This window comes from Pseudoxanthomonas suwonensis J47, assembly GCF_000513955.1.
GTDB lineage: Bacteria > Pseudomonadota > Gammaproteobacteria > Xanthomonadales > Xanthomonadaceae > Pseudoxanthomonas > Pseudoxanthomonas suwonensis_C.
Genome location: NZ_AZUZ01000029.1, coordinates 1 through 13,351 on the forward strand (window position 1 = coordinate 1; position 13,351 = coordinate 13,351).

At 69.0% G+C, this 13,351-nt stretch carries 13 protein-coding genes; 7 read left to right on the forward strand and 6 right to left on the reverse strand.

What is annotated here, in order from left to right; translation table 11 throughout:
* Positions 1–144: 144 nt before the first annotated feature.
* The 4 genes from M503_RS0109120 to M503_RS0109135 all read right to left on the reverse strand — a co-directional run bounded on the left by M503_RS0109120 (position 145) and on the right by M503_RS0109135 (position 5,813).
* Positions 145–1,431, reverse strand: coding sequence for a DUF445 family protein (locus tag M503_RS0109120; protein ID WP_028920666.1), 1,287 nt, complete (start codon positions 1,429–1,431; stop codon positions 145–147).
* A gap of 277 nt (positions 1,432–1,708) precedes the next feature.
* Entirely contained in the window at positions 1,709–3,211 is a 1,503-nt protein-coding gene (locus M503_RS0109125) for a CoA-acylating methylmalonate-semialdehyde dehydrogenase (protein WP_037060994.1), read from the reverse strand.
* 65 nt (positions 3,212–3,276) lie between these two features.
* Entirely contained in the window at positions 3,277–4,395 is a 1,119-nt protein-coding gene (ald, locus tag M503_RS0109130) for an alanine dehydrogenase (protein ID WP_028928201.1), read from the reverse strand.
* A gap of 44 nt (positions 4,396–4,439) precedes the next feature.
* Positions 4,440–5,813 (reverse strand): aspartate aminotransferase family protein, encoded by a 1,374-nt coding sequence (locus tag M503_RS0109135; protein WP_051414466.1) that lies wholly within the window; start codon positions 5,811–5,813, stop codon positions 4,440–4,442.
* Between the two features lie 167 nt (positions 5,814–5,980).
* On the opposite strand from M503_RS0109135, the gene M503_RS0109140 reads away from it, so the two are divergent.
* The 5 genes from M503_RS0109140 to M503_RS0109160 all read left to right on the forward strand — a co-directional run bounded on the left by M503_RS0109140 (position 5,981) and on the right by M503_RS0109160 (position 9,570).
* Positions 5,981–6,529, forward strand: a complete 549-nt coding sequence (locus tag M503_RS0109140) for a cupin domain-containing protein (protein ID WP_028928203.1) — start codon at positions 5,981–5,983, stop codon at positions 6,527–6,529.
* A 100-nt stretch (positions 6,530–6,629) separates the two neighbouring features.
* Positions 6,630–8,132, forward strand: a complete 1,503-nt coding sequence (locus tag M503_RS0109145; protein ID WP_028928204.1) for an aldehyde dehydrogenase — start codon at positions 6,630–6,632, stop codon at positions 8,130–8,132.
* A gap of 275 nt (positions 8,133–8,407) precedes the next feature.
* Positions 8,408–8,797 (forward strand): hypothetical protein, encoded by a 390-nt coding sequence (locus tag M503_RS16085; RefSeq protein ID WP_051414468.1) that lies wholly within the window; start codon positions 8,408–8,410, stop codon positions 8,795–8,797.
* A 39-nt stretch (positions 8,798–8,836) separates the two neighbouring features.
* Positions 8,837–9,019: a hypothetical protein gene (locus M503_RS0109155; protein ID WP_028928205.1), complete on the forward strand. Its 183-nt coding sequence runs from the start codon at positions 8,837–8,839 to the stop codon at positions 9,017–9,019.
* A 167-nt stretch (positions 9,020–9,186) separates the two neighbouring features.
* Positions 9,187–9,570 carry a nuclear transport factor 2 family protein gene (locus M503_RS0109160; RefSeq protein WP_028928206.1) on the forward strand — a complete coding sequence of 128 codons (384 nt, stop codon included), beginning with the start codon at positions 9,187–9,189 and terminating at the stop codon, positions 9,568–9,570.
* 51 nt (positions 9,571–9,621) lie between these two features.
* On the opposite strand, the gene M503_RS0109165 is transcribed toward M503_RS0109160, so the two are convergent.
* The gene (locus M503_RS0109165) at positions 9,622–10,629 is read right to left on the reverse strand and encodes an integron integrase (protein WP_051414472.1); all 1,008 of its coding nucleotides are present in this window, start codon (positions 10,627–10,629) and stop codon (positions 9,622–9,624) included.
* Positions 10,630–11,105: 476 nt separating this feature from the next.
* Here M503_RS0109165 and M503_RS17405 point away from each other — a divergent pair, with 476 nt between their 5' ends.
* Together M503_RS17405 and M503_RS0109170 are read left to right on the forward strand one after the other, a co-directional pair.
* On the forward strand, positions 11,106–11,582 hold the full coding sequence (locus M503_RS17405) for a hypothetical protein (protein WP_155952012.1): 477 nt from the start codon (positions 11,106–11,108) through the stop codon (positions 11,580–11,582).
* Between the two features lie 99 nt (positions 11,583–11,681).
* On the forward strand, positions 11,682–12,113 hold the full coding sequence (locus tag M503_RS0109170) for a type I restriction-modification system subunit M N-terminal domain-containing protein (protein ID WP_197017204.1): 432 nt from the start codon (positions 11,682–11,684) through the stop codon (positions 12,111–12,113).
* Between the two features lie 4 nt (positions 12,114–12,117).
* Here M503_RS0109170 and M503_RS16090 read toward each other — a convergent pair.
* A protein-coding gene (locus M503_RS16090; protein ID WP_430536856.1) for an IS3 family transposase occupies positions 12,118–13,238 on the reverse strand; the annotation gives its coding sequence in 2 pieces (ribosomal slippage) (positions 12,118–12,980 and positions 12,980–13,238; 1,122 coding nt in all).
* Positions 13,239–13,351: the final 113 nt, after the last annotated feature.

Here is a 13,351-nt window from a genome sequence, read left to right on the forward strand (position 1 = left end):
CCTCTCGCCACGCTGGCATACCGACCCTCTCCCCAACCCCTCCGCCGGAGGGGGAGGGGCTTTACGCCTCGTAGCCCGGATAAGCGCAGCGCATCCGGGACTGTGATGCGGCCGCCCCGGGTACGGGCTTCGGCCTTGCCCGGGCTACGCGCGTTCGAGCAGCACGATCACCGCATGCAGCAGCACGCCGATCAGGCCGCCGACGAGGGTGCCGTTGAAGCGGATGTACTGCAGGTCGCGACCGACGCTCAGTTCCAGCTGCCGCACCAGGTGGCGTTCGTCCCAGCTTTTCACGGTCTGGGCGATGTAGTCGGTGACGCCGCCGCGCAGGCGCAGGGCGAGCTTCTCGGCGCCGCCCATCACGTGCTGGTTGACCGCCTCGCGCAGGCTTTCGTCGCGGCCCAGCGCTTCGCCGATGCCGAGCAGCGAGCGTTCCAGGTGGCGCGCCAGCACGCCGTCCTCGCGTTCCAGGTCCTCGCGCAGGGCGGTGTGGATCTGGTCCCACAGGCCGCGCACGTAGTCCTGCACGCTGGGGTGGTCGATCAGGTCCTGCTTGATCTTCGCCACGCGTCCGGCCAGTTCCGGATCGGTGCGCAGGCGCTGGATGTAGGCGCGCAGCCAGCGCTCGTAGTCGCGGCGGATCGGGTGGCGCGGTTCGGCGAGGATGCCGTTGAGCTCCTCCAGCACCGCGCGGGCGATGCGTTCGGCCAGGTCGTCGGCGATGCCTTCCACCGGGCGGATCCAGTTGACCGTGCCGACCAGCCGCGGCCATTCGCGGCGCGCATGCTTGACCAGCAGCGCCGAGGCGCGCTGCTTCACCGCCTCGCCGTCGAGGTAGCGCGACAGGCGCTTGAGCGCCTCGTCCAGCAGCTGCTGGTGGCGGCCGTCGGCGGTGAGCAGGCCCATCACCTCGCCGGCCGTGGCCGAGGCGTCCCAGGACTGCAGGCGGGCGATGACGAAGCGCTGGATGCTCTCGCGCACCGCGCGTTCATCCAGCAGGTCCAGCGCCTGCAGCGCCCAGCCGCGCGCCATCTGTGCCAGCCGCTGCGACTGCTCGGGGCGGGACAGCCACTCGCCCAGCTTCGTCGCCGGGTCGAACACCTCCAGCCGCTTGAGCAGCGTCTCCGGCTCGAGGAAGTGGTCGCGCACGAACGCGGCCAGGCTGTCGGCGATGCGCGCCTTGCTGTGCGGGATGATCGCGGTATGCGGGAAGGGCAGGCCGAGCGGATGGCGGAACAGGGCGACCACCGCGAACCAGTCGGCCAGGGCGCCGACGGTAGCCGCCTCGCAGAACGCCGACACCCACGCCCACACGCCCTGGTTGCCCATGGCGTGGCTGGTCACGAAGCCGGCGACCATCGCCAGCAGCATCGCCAGGGCGATGGTCTTCATGCGGCGCAACTGCGCCGCGCGCGGGTCCTGCTCGCTCATCTGCGTCCTGTGGAGGAGGGCGGCGCCGGTATCAGGTGGCGCCGGACTCGCGGGAGTTTAGCGGTGGGGGTGTGGCCGGCGTGTCGCCCGGATAAGCGAAGCGCATCCGGGAACGGGTGGTGGGCGCGTCATTCCCGGGTGCGGCCTGTGGCCTTGTCCGGGCCTGCTGAGTACGCAGCCCTCCGCGAGAGGGTTGGGAGAGGGTCGTTATGCCGACGCCGCTGGGGTCCCGACCCTCTCCCCCGGCCCCTCTCCCGGGGGGAGAGGGGGGCATCGCTCACCGCATCGTGGGCATTACGAACTCGGCGCCGGCGGCGCCTTCGGGCCAGCGGGCGGTGACGGTCTTGAGGCGGGTGTAGAAGCGCACGCCATCGGGGCCGTGCATATGCAGCGGGCCGAACAGCGAAGCCTTCCAGCCGCCGAAGCAGTGGAATGCCATCGGCACTGGGATCGGCACGTTGATGCCGACCATGCCGGCCTGCACGCGACGTGCGTACTCGCGGGCCGCGCCGCCGCTGCGGGTGAACACCGCCGTGCCGTTGCCGTACTCGTGGCCGTCCACCAGCGCCAGCGCCGATTCGAAGTCCGGCACCCGCACCACGCACAGCACCGGGCCGAAGATCTCCTCGCGGTAGATCCGCATCTGCGGGGTCACGTGGTCGAACAGGCTGCCGCCGAGGAAGAAGCCGTCGCGCGAGGTGCACGGATGCGCGCGGCCGTCGACCACCAGCTTCGCGCCTTCCTGCACGCCCAGGTCGATGTAGGCGCGCACCCGCTCGCGGTGCGCCGCGTCGACCAGCGGGCCCATGTCCGGATCCTCCAGCCCCGGCGCGATGCGCAGCGCCGCCACCTTCGCCGCCAGCGCCGCGACCAGCGCGTCGGCCGTGGCATCGCCCACGCACACCGCCACCGAGATCGCCATGCAGCGCTCGCCCGCCGAACCGTAACCGGCGCCCAGCAGCGCGTCGGCGGCCTGGGCGATGTCCGCGTCCGGCAGCACCACCGCGTGGTTCTTGGCCCCGCCCAGCGCCTGCACGCGCTTGCCGACGGCGCTGCCGCGCTCGTACAGGTAACGCGCCACCGGGGTGGAGCCGACGAAGGACAGCGCCTGCACCCGCGCATCGTCCAGCAACGCATCCACCGCCTCGCGGCCGCCGTGGACCACGTTGAACACGCCCTCCGGCAACCCGGCTTCCTGCAGCAGCCGCGCCAGGTGCAGCGCCGCCGACGGCACCTTCTCCGAAGGCTTGAGCACGAAGCTGTTGCCACAGGCCAGCGCCACCGGCGCCATCCACAGCGGCACCATCACCGGGAAGTTGAACGGGGTGACGCCGGCGACCACGCCCAGCGGCGCGCGCTCGCTCCAGCTGTCCACGCCGCGGCCCACCTCCGGCGAATGCTCGCCCTTGAGCAGGTGCGGGATGCCGGCGGCGAACTCCACCACCTCCATGCCGCGGGTCACCTCGCCGCGTGCGTCGGACAGGGTCTTGCCGTGTTCGGAAGTAATCGTGCGCGCCAGTTCGTCGGCATCGCGCTCGATCAGCGCACGCAGGCGGAACATCACCCGCGCGCGCTGCAGCGGCGGCGTGGCCGCCCAGGCCGGGAACGCGGCCTGCGCCGCATCCACCGCGGCGCGGACCTGGCCGGCATCGGCCAGCGGCACCTGCGCGGTGACCGCGCCGCTGGACGGATCGAACACCGGCGACAGGCGCGCATCTGGCGCGGCCGCCACCGGGCCGCGGATGTGGTGGGTGAGCTGGCGGATCTGGTGCGTATCCATGGCGTTGTGCGGTACGGCGGCGCGGCGGGCGCCGGTGAAGGGGAGGGAGGGGCGTGCCGGTGGCGTCAGGTCGAGAGCGCCTCGGCCGCCGGCGTGTACGGCAGGTGCAGCGCATCGGCCACCGCGCGGTAGGTCAGCTTGCCGGCGTGCACGTTGAGGCCGTTGCGCAGGTTGGGATCGTCCTGCAGCGCCTGCACCGCGCCCTTGCCGGCCAGGGCCAGCGCGTGCGGCAGGGTGGCGTTGGTCAGGGCGAAAGTCGAGGTACGGGCCACGCCGCCGGGCATGTTCGCCACGCAGTAGTGGATGATCCCGTCGACCTCGTAGGTCGGCGCCTGGTGCGTGGTCGGCCTGCTGGTCTCGAAGCAGCCGCCCTGGTCGATGGCCACGTCCACCAGCACCGATCCGGGCCGCATCAGCTTCAGCTGCGAACGGCTGACCAGCTTGGGCGCGGCCGCGCCGGGGATCAGCACCGCGCCGATCACCAGGTCGGTGTACGGCAGCCGTTCCTGGATCGCGTCCTGGCTGGAGAAGATCGTGGTCAGGCGGTCGCCGTAGAGCTCGTCGACGTACTTGAGCCGTTCCAGCGAACGGTCCAGCAGGGTGACGTGCGCGCCCAGGCCCATGGCCATGCGCGCGGCGTTGAGCCCAACCGTGCCGGCGCCGATCACCATCACCTCCGCCGGCTTCACCCCGGGCACGCCGCCGAGCAGGATCCCCGAACCACCCTGCGCCTTTTCCAGCGCGTGCGCGCCGGCCTGGATCGACATGCGCCCGGCCACTTCGCTCATCGGCGCCAGCAGCGGCAGGCCGCCGCGGTCGTCGGTGACGGTCTCGTAGGCGATGGCGGTGCAGCCGGAGGCCAGCAGCGCCTGCGTCTGCTCCGGGTCCGGCGCCAGGTGCAGGTAGGCGTACAGCAGCTGGCCGGGGCGCAGCATCGCGCACTCCGTAGGCTGCGGCTCCTTCACCTTGATCACCATCTCGGCGCGGCCGTAGACCTCCTCGGCCGTGTCGACGATCTGCGCGCCCGCCGCCTCGAACGCCTGGTCGGCCAGGCCCGCGCCTTCGCCGGCGCCGCGCTGCACGAGGACCTGGTGGCCGCGTGCGGACAGTTCGCGCGCGCCGGCCGGGGTGAGGCCGACGCGATACTCGTGGTTCTTTATTTCCTTGGGTACGCCGATCAGCATGGGAATCTCCGTGGAGTGATGACTGCGGCGTGGGGGAGCGCCGGTCAGAGGCTCGAAAGAACCTCGCCCAGCATCGAGAAGATCTCGTCGATGTGCCGTCGTTCGACGATCAGCGGCGGCGACAGGGCGACGATGTCGCCGGTGGTACGCACCAGCAGGCCCTTGCGGAACGCCCGCTCCAGCACCTGGTAGCCGCGCGCGCCGGGCGCGCCTTCCTGCGGTGCCAGTTCGATCGCACCGATCAGGCCGTAGTTGCGGATGTCGATGATGTTGGGGTTGCTGCCGCGCAGGGCGTGCAGGCCGTCGGCCCAGTAGTCCTCCAGCTCCAGCGCCCGGGTCAGCAGGCCTTCCTCGGCATAGGTGTCGAGGGTGGCCAGCGCGGCGGCACAGGCCAGCGGATGGCCGCTGTAGGTGTAGCCATGGAACAGGTCGATCGCGCCTTCCGGGCCCTGCATGAAGGTCTCGTGGATGCGCTCGGACACGAACACCGCGCCCATCGGCACGCAGCCGGAGGTCAGGCCCTTGGCCACGGTCATCATGTCCGGGACGACCTCGAAGCGCTGCGCCGCGAACGGCGCGCCGACGCGGCCGAAGCCGGTGATCACCTCGTCGAAGATCAGCAGGATGCCGTACCTGTCGCAGATCTCGCGCAGCCGCTGCAGGTAGCCGGGCGGCGGCAGGATCACGCCGGCCGAACCGGAGATCGGCTCGACGATCACCGCGGCGATCGTGCTGGGATCGTGCAGCTGCACCAGCCGCTCCAGGTCCTCGGCCAGCTCCACGCCATGCGCCGGCAGGCCGCGGGAGAACGCGTTGCGGCCGATGTCCAGGGTGTGGCGCAGGTGGTCCACGCCCGGCAGTCCCGGGCCGAACCACTTGCGGTTGTTGGGCAGGCCGCCCACCGAGATGCCGCCGAAGCCGACGCCGTGGTAGGCCTTCTCGCGGCCGATCAGCCTGGTGCGCTGGCCCTCGCCGCGGGCGCGGTGCCAGGCCAGGGCGATCTTCAGCGCGGTATCGACCGATTCGGAGCCGGAGTTGGTGAAGAACACATGGTCCAGCGGCCGCGGCGTGATCTCCTTCAGGCGCTCGGCCAGCACGAAGGGCAGCGGCGAACCCATCTGGAAGTGCGGGGCGAAATCGAGGGTCGCGGCCTGGCGCGCGATCGCCTCGACGATGCGCGGGCGCGCATGGCCGGCGTTGCAGCACCACAGGCCGGCGGTGCCGTCCAGGACCTGGCGGCCGTCGACGTCGCGGTAGTACATGCCCTCGGCCGAGGCGAGCAGGCGCGGGCTCTGCCGGAACTGGCGGTTGGCGGTGAACGGCATCCAGAACGCGTCCATCGCCCTGGGTGCGCTCAGGTTCTGCGAGGCGTAATGGTCGGCCAGGGCGGCCCGGGAAGCGTCGGCGTCGGTGCTCATTGCGGAAGGCTCCGGTCTGGATCGGCGGGGCGTCCGTGGGAGCGGGCGCCGTTCGAAAAATTCAACGCTGGGGGCGAGTCTACGGCAAAAATTGACCCCGGCGGGATGCCATGTAAAGTATCCAGCAACACGCCGGGCCGGCACCCGGACGGGAGCGGAACGAGGCGATGGACATCGGCGCACGCCTGCAGCGGGTACGCACGGCCCGCGGCCTGAGCCAGCGCGAGCTGGCCCGCCGCGTGGGCGTCACCAACAGCACGATCTCGCTGATCGAGCAGAACAAGGTCAGCCCCTCGGTCAGCTCGCTGAAGAAGGTGCTGGACGGGATCCCGATCTCGCTGGCCGACTTCTTCACCCTGGACCTGGACCCGGGCCCGCCGGAGCAGCCGTTCTACGCGGCCGACGAACTGCCGGACGTGGGCAACGGCGACATCCACTACTTCCTGGTCGGCCAGCACCGTCCGCAGCGGCAGATGTGCATCCTGCGCGAGGTGATGCCGCCGGGCAGCGATACCGGCGAGGCGATGATCGTCCACGAAGGCGAGGAGGGCGGCGTGGTCGTCTCCGGCCAGGTGGAGGTGACCGTCGGCCACCAGGTGCGGGTGCTGGGGCCGGGCGAGGCCTACTACTTCGAGAGCAAGGTGCCGCACCGCTTCCGCAACGTCGGCGACACCGAGGCGGTGATCGTCAGCGCGAACACGCCGGCGACGTTCTGATGCCGGCGCGGTTCGCATCGCCAGTTCATGCGGCCGCCGGCCGCTCCAGGATCACGGTTCCCGTCCCCCGGGGACGCAGGAACAGTCGAGGGAGTCCGAAATGAGCACTGCACGCACGCTCGCGGACTGGGAAGCGATGGCCGCTGGGCTGTCGCTGCGCACCCAGGCCTTCATCGATGGCAAGTACGTCGATGCCGCCGACGGCCGCACCTTCGACTGCACCAGCCCGATCGACGGCCGGGTGCTGGGGCAGGTGGCGCGCGGCGGGCAGGCGGACATCGACCGCGCGGTGCGCGCGGCGCGGCGCAGCTTCGAGGCCGGCCACTGGTCCAGGGCCCGGCCGGTCAAACGCAAGAAGACCCTGCAGAAGCTGGTGGCGCTGATCGAGCAGCACGCCGACGAGCTGGCCCTGCTGGAAACCCTGGACATGGGCAAGCCGATCGACGATGCGCGCAACGTCGACCTGGCCGCGACGATCCGCTGCTTCTCGTGGACGGCCGAGGCGCTGGACAAGGTCTACGGCGAGATCGCGCCCACCGGCGAGGACGAGCTGGGCCTGGTCACCCGCGAACCGCTGGGCGTGGTCGGCGCGATCGTGCCGTGGAATTTCCCGCTGCTGATGGCGGCGTGGAAGCTGGCCCCGGCGCTGGCCACCGGCAACTCGGTGGTGCTCAAGCCCTCGGAGAAGTCGCCGCTGAGCGTGCTGCGCCTGGCCGAGCTGGTGGCCGAGGCGGGCATCCCCGAAGGCGTGTTCAACGTGGTGCCGGGCTTCGGCCAGGAAGCGGGCGAGCCGCTGGCGCTGCATATGGACGTGGACGGGCTGGTGTTCACCGGCTCGACCGCGGTGGGCAAGCGCCTGCTGCAGTGCGCCGGCCTGTCCAACATGAAGCGCGCGTACATGGAGTGCGGCGGCAAGAGCCCGAACATCGTCTTCGCCGACGCGCCCGACCTGGGCAAGGCGGCCGAGGCCGCGGCGATGGGCATCTTCTACAACCAGGGCGAGGTCTGCACCGCGGCCTCGCGCCTGCTGGTGGAGCGCTCGATCAAGGACGAGTTCGTCGCCCGCGTGGTCGAGGCCGGCAGGAAGATGCAGCCGCGCCATCCGCTGGAGCCGGGCGCACCGATGGGCGCGCTGGTCGACGAAACCCAGACGAAGCGCGTGCTCGACTACATCGCGAAGGGCCAGGCCGAAGGCGCGAAGCTGGCGCTGGGCGGCAAGCGCATCTCGCCGGTCGACGGCGGCTGCTACGTCGAGCCGACCGTGTTCGACGACGTGCGCCCGGAGCATGCGATCTCCCGCGAGGAGATCTTCGGCCCGGTGCTGTCGGTGATCCCGTTCGACGACGAAGCGCAGGCGCTGAAGATCGCCAACGACACCGAGTACGGCCTGGCCGCCGGCGTGTGGACCGCCAACCTGGCCCGCGCCCACCGCGTCGCCCGAGGCCTGCGCGCCGGCAGCGTGTGGGTGAACTACTGGGACGGCGGCGACATGACCGCCCCCTTCGGCGGCTACAAGCAGTCCGGCAACGGCCGCGACAAGTCCCTGCACGCCTTCGACAAGTACACCGAGATCAAGGCCACCTGGATCAACCTGGCGGACTAGCCAAGAGCCCCCCTCTCCCCTCGGGAGAGGGGCCGGGGGAGAGGGTCGGGCGCCCAGCAACCGACCCGAAGCCCGCGAAGGCCGCAGGCCGCATCCGGGAAACCAACCCGCCCAGCCGGTCACCCACAATCCCGCCACCCCGCACTACCCCCGGGTGCACTCCGCTTACCCGGGCTACGCTGATGTCGCGTGTTCGGTTAACTTCAAGCCCGGCCGGCACTCACGCCCAAGGGGACGGGCGCCCGGCCTCTCACGGACCTGGGGGAACCGCCGCCATGGCTGCGAAAAGCCGCGATGTCCTCATCCTGTGTTTCCTCGTCGCCTTCCTCGCCGTGGGCCTGCCTTACTGGCTGACGCCGCTCAAGCAGCTGTCGCTGCCGGACTCGATCCTGGATGCCCGCCTGGTCGTCGTCGGGCTGATGGCCGCGGTGCCAGCCGTCGTCAGCGGCACGGGGTTCTGGCTGTCGTGGCTGGTGGTCGGCGCCTCGGTCCCGGCCGCCATCTTCGCCCGCGTCGCCTACGACGTGATCCTCGACCCGGGCACCCACGCCCTGTGGCCGTTCGAGATCGCGCTGGTCCTGGTGCCGGGGTTCGGATCGGCATCCGTGGGGGCGCTGGTCGGCGGATTGCCCGGACGGCTCCTGTTCGTCCGCAAGAGCGCGTGACAAACCGATCCCAGGCGTGAAGACCATACGGGCACGGTCATGTTCAAGCTGATCGGCGCGTTCCTCCTGCTCTACCTCTGCTACGCGGTCGCCACCGGACGCATCCACGCGAAGGCCGGCATCCGCATGCGCGAAGTGCAGCGCGAAGACTCACCGGGCTATTTCTGGAGCGTGGTGGCGATCTACGCGGCGCTTTCGGCCGCGCTGTTCACCGTGTTCTGAATCCCACCGGTGCAGCCCGGACAAGGCCGAAGGCCGCATCCGGGGTGGGCAACCGCGCAATCGCGGAAGCTTCGCGCGACGGGACCCCTGACGGTGCTCCGGGTACGCTTCGCCATCCAGGCGTCATTCGCCGGCACGCTCCGGCCGTCGACCAGCGAGGAGGACGCATGGACACCGACCGCATGAAAGACCTCGTCGACCGCTACCTGGCTGCCTACAGCGCCTTCGACATCGACGGCATGCTCGCGCTGCTGTCGCCGGATGTCCGCTTCGAGAACCATTCCGGCGGCCAGCTCACCGCAGCGGCGACCGGCATGGACGAGTTCCGGGAGCTGGCAGGGCAATCCCGGCAGCTGTTCCTTGAACGCGAGCAGCGCATCCTCGACATCAGCTTCGGCCAGGACTCCGCCGTGGCCACCATCGCCTGGCGTGGCCGACTGGCCGTCGATATCCCCGAAGGTCCGCCGGCCGGCCCGGTCCTGGAGCTGCAGGGGGCCTCGGAGTTCTCGTTCGCCAACGGCCGGATTTCCAGGCTCGTGGACCGCAGCTGAGCGCAGTGCCGCCGTCCATCGGCTGGCCAGGGCAGATACATCGGCCATTCCTCAGCGGTCCAGCGGACTGAGCACGCCATGGGCGCCGCGATTGAGCACGTGGGTGTAGATCTGCGTCGTGGCCACGTCCTTGTGGCCGAGCAGTTCCTGCACGGTGCGGATGTCCGCGCCGGCTTCCAGCAGGTGGGTGGCGAAGCAGTGGCGCAGGGTATGCGGGGTCACTGGCCGCTCGAAGCCCGCCTCCAGCGCCGCCCGGCGCACGGCGGCCTGCAGCACCTTCTCGTCGATGTGGTGGCGCCGGCGCACGCCGTCGCGCGGGTCCACCGAGATGCGGGTGGCGGGGAATACGTACTGCCAGCCCGGCTCGGCCGCCGCGTTCGGATACTTGCGCGCCAACGCGTGCGGCAGGTGCACCCGGCCGAGCCCGGCGGCCAGGTCGCGCGCGTGCAGCTGGCGCACCCCTGCCAGCTGGCGGGCGAGGGGCTCGCGCAGCGCGGCCGGCAGCACGGTCATCCGGTCCTTGCCGCCCTTGCCATCGCGCACGGTCAGTTCGTTGCGCGCCAGGTCCACGTCCTTCACCCGCAACCGCACGCATTCCATCAGGCGCAGGCCGCTGCCGTACAGCAGCCCGGCCATCAGCGCCTCGCGCCCGGCCAGCAGACCGAGCAGCTGGGCCACCTGGGCCCGCGACAGCACCACCGGCAGCCGTTGCGGCCGCCGTGCCCGGACCACGTTCTCCATCCACGGCAGGTCCACGCCCAGGACCTCGCGGTACAGGAACAGCAGCGCCGACAGCGCCTGGTTCTGGGTGCTGGCGGCGACGTGGTCGCGGGTCGCCAGACGGGTAAGGAAAGCCTCGACCGCCGCCCCGTCAAGTTCGCGCGGATGCCTGGGCAGGTGGGCCCGGATATACCGGCGAATCCAGTACAGGTAGGCCTGCTCTGTCCGCAGGCTGTAATGCTTGAGCCGCAGCCGCCCGCGCACCTGCTCCAGCAGCCGCGGCCCGCCCGCGCCTGCCACCTCCCCGGATACCGGGTCCTGCTCGCCGCCATAAGACATACCGGGGCCTCCTTGCCGCCTTTCCCGGATGCTGCACGGCCAAACGCCAGGACGGAATCGGTGTAAGACCGTGACCCGGGTAGGAATTCCTTGATTGACGGCCGCCAGGGGCCATCACACACTCGGCACTACGCCCCCGGTGGGGGTCTACTGGTAGTTAGGCCTAATCTAAGGAGAATTGGATTGACCTCGTCTCGCGTACCGACATTTTGGACAGGACTTCTTGCTGCTGCGTTTCTTGGCGGTCTCGGAAGCCATCTTGGCGCCAAGTTGGGCCATCCTTCTGTGGGTGCTGCACTGGGAGGTGCGCTCGGAGGCTGGGCCTTTTCGGTTATTCATCCAAGAAAAAGAAGCGTCTAGCTGGCACTCAGCGCTCGGAGCAGGGAAGCGGGCAGGCTGAGGCCTAACAGTTCATTCAAGCCGAACGCACTTCGTGCGTCGGCTTAATTCAGGGGTTAGGCATGGGAAAGACATCAGTGGCGAGCATCGTAGACCCAAAAGGCGAGTGGGCTGCAGCGATCGGCGCTGCATTCGTCGCCTTCGGCAGCATCGAGCACACTACGATTGTTTGCCTTCGTGAGATCCCAAGAGATTCGATATGGCGCTCTTCAAAGAGCCTCAAGCTCGTGCCTCGCGTTGACTTACTGCTAGAGCTATTGGAGCCATACCAGCACCAAGAGTGCTTGACGCTCGCTGACAAACTGCGACAAGTCAAAGAGCTTGCGCGCACTCGCAATTTGATCGCTCACAATCCACTGGTGCTACAGATACATGAAGATGGTCAAGGCAATCGCATCTTTGGCTCTGCCATTACGGCCATTCACAAAGAGGGTCATCTCATTTCACTACCAGAGGCGCAGAGTTTTGCGGCCACGTGTGAGGAACTCGCCTATGACCTCGTCGGTGTCAGTATCAATGCGTTCAAGGCTTTGGGCCGCATCGCCCATGCCTAACAATTCATTCAAGCCGACGCCGCTTCGCGGCGCGGCTTAACTCAGGTGTTATGCAGAAGGACTCACCAAATGACGCCACCCTGGAAGTGCCCCTGATCGATGGCCCTTAAGAAATCCCAACTTTACAGCTCCCTCTGGCAGTCCTGCGACGAGCTCCGCGGCGGCATGGACGCCTCGCAGTACAAGGACTACGTCCTGACGCTGCTGTTCATGAAGTACGTGTCGGACAAGGCGGCGAGCGCCAAGGGCTCGCTGATCGATGTCCCGAAGGGTGCGAGCTTCGCCGACATGGTCGCGCTGAAGGGCGACAAGGAGATCGGCGACAAGATCAACAAGATCATCGCCCGACTCGCCGAGGCCAACGACCTCAAGGGCGTCATCGACCAGGCGGACTTCAACGACGAGAGCAAGCTCGGCTCGGGCAAGGAGATGCAGGACCGGCTCTCGAAGCTGGTGGCGATCTTCGACGGGCTTGACTTCCGCGCCAACCGTGACCTGCCCCCAATCTTAGGGCCAGCGACGACTTCGTAGAGTCCTAGTTGGCGAGCTTATCGCTCGGGGTGGGTTTTGCGAATCCTTGCTCTCGAACCGTGGCCGCGAAGGCTGCCGGCGTGAGGTTGCCCAATGCGCTGTGCGGCCTGACCTGGTTGTAGTCCCGGCGCCAGGCCGAGATCACTGCCTTGGCGTGCTCGAGCGAGGTGAACCAGTTCTCGTTGAGGCACTCGTCGCGGAACTTGCCGTTGAAGCTTTCGATGTAGGCGTTCTGCGTCGGCTTGCCGGGCTGGATCAGCATCAGCTTCACGCCGTTGGCCTGCGCCCACTGATCCAGCGCCCGACCGGTGAACTCCGGCCCTTGGTCGGTGCGGATGGCCGCCGGGTAGCCGCGGAAGCGACACACTGCCTCGAGCAGATCGGCCACGCCCTGGCCATTGATCCGGCGCGCCACCGCGACCTCGACCGCCTCCTTGGTGCAATCGTCGACCACCGTCAGGCACTTGAGCGGCTTGCCGTCAGCGAGCGCGTCGAAGACGAAGTCCATGGACCACGTGTGGTTCGGCCCGGTCGGCAGCTCCAGCGGCCGTCGTTCGACCGCCACGCGTTCGCGCTTGCGCCGGCGGCGCACGGCCAGGCCCGCCTCCCGATACAGCCGGTGGATCCGCTTGTGGTTCACTTCGATGCCTTCGCGCTCAATCAGGATGTGCAGCCGGCGGTAGCCAAACCGGCGCCGTTCGCCAGCCAGTTCCACCAACCGGGCCTTGAGCCCGTCGTCCTGCTTCTGGCTCTCGTAGTGCAGCACGCTGCGCGCCAGACCCAGCAGTTGGCAGGCCCGGCGTTCGGAGATCGAGGTCTTGGCCCGCATGACGGCCACGGCGGCGCGCTTGGCCTGCGGGCTTACGATTTTCCCCGCACAACGACCTTCAGGGCTTCCTTGTCCAAGATCGCTTCGGCCAGGAGCTTCTTGAGCTTGGCGTTCTCCGCCTCCAGCGCCCGCAGGCGCCTGGCGTCGGGCACGTCCATGCCGCCGAACTTCTGGCGCCAGATGTAAAACGACGCGTCGCTGAAGCCGTGCTTGCGGCACAAGTCCTTCACCGGGGTGCCGGCGGCCGCCTGCTTCAGGAAGCCAATGATCTGCTCGTCCGTGTATCGCTTCTTCATGTCCGTCTTCCTCTTGGGGACGGACTCTACTTAAATCAGCCTGGGCCGGAAAATGGGGGGCAGGTCAGACGGACTCTACTTAAATCAGCCTGGGCCGGAAAATGGGGGGCAGG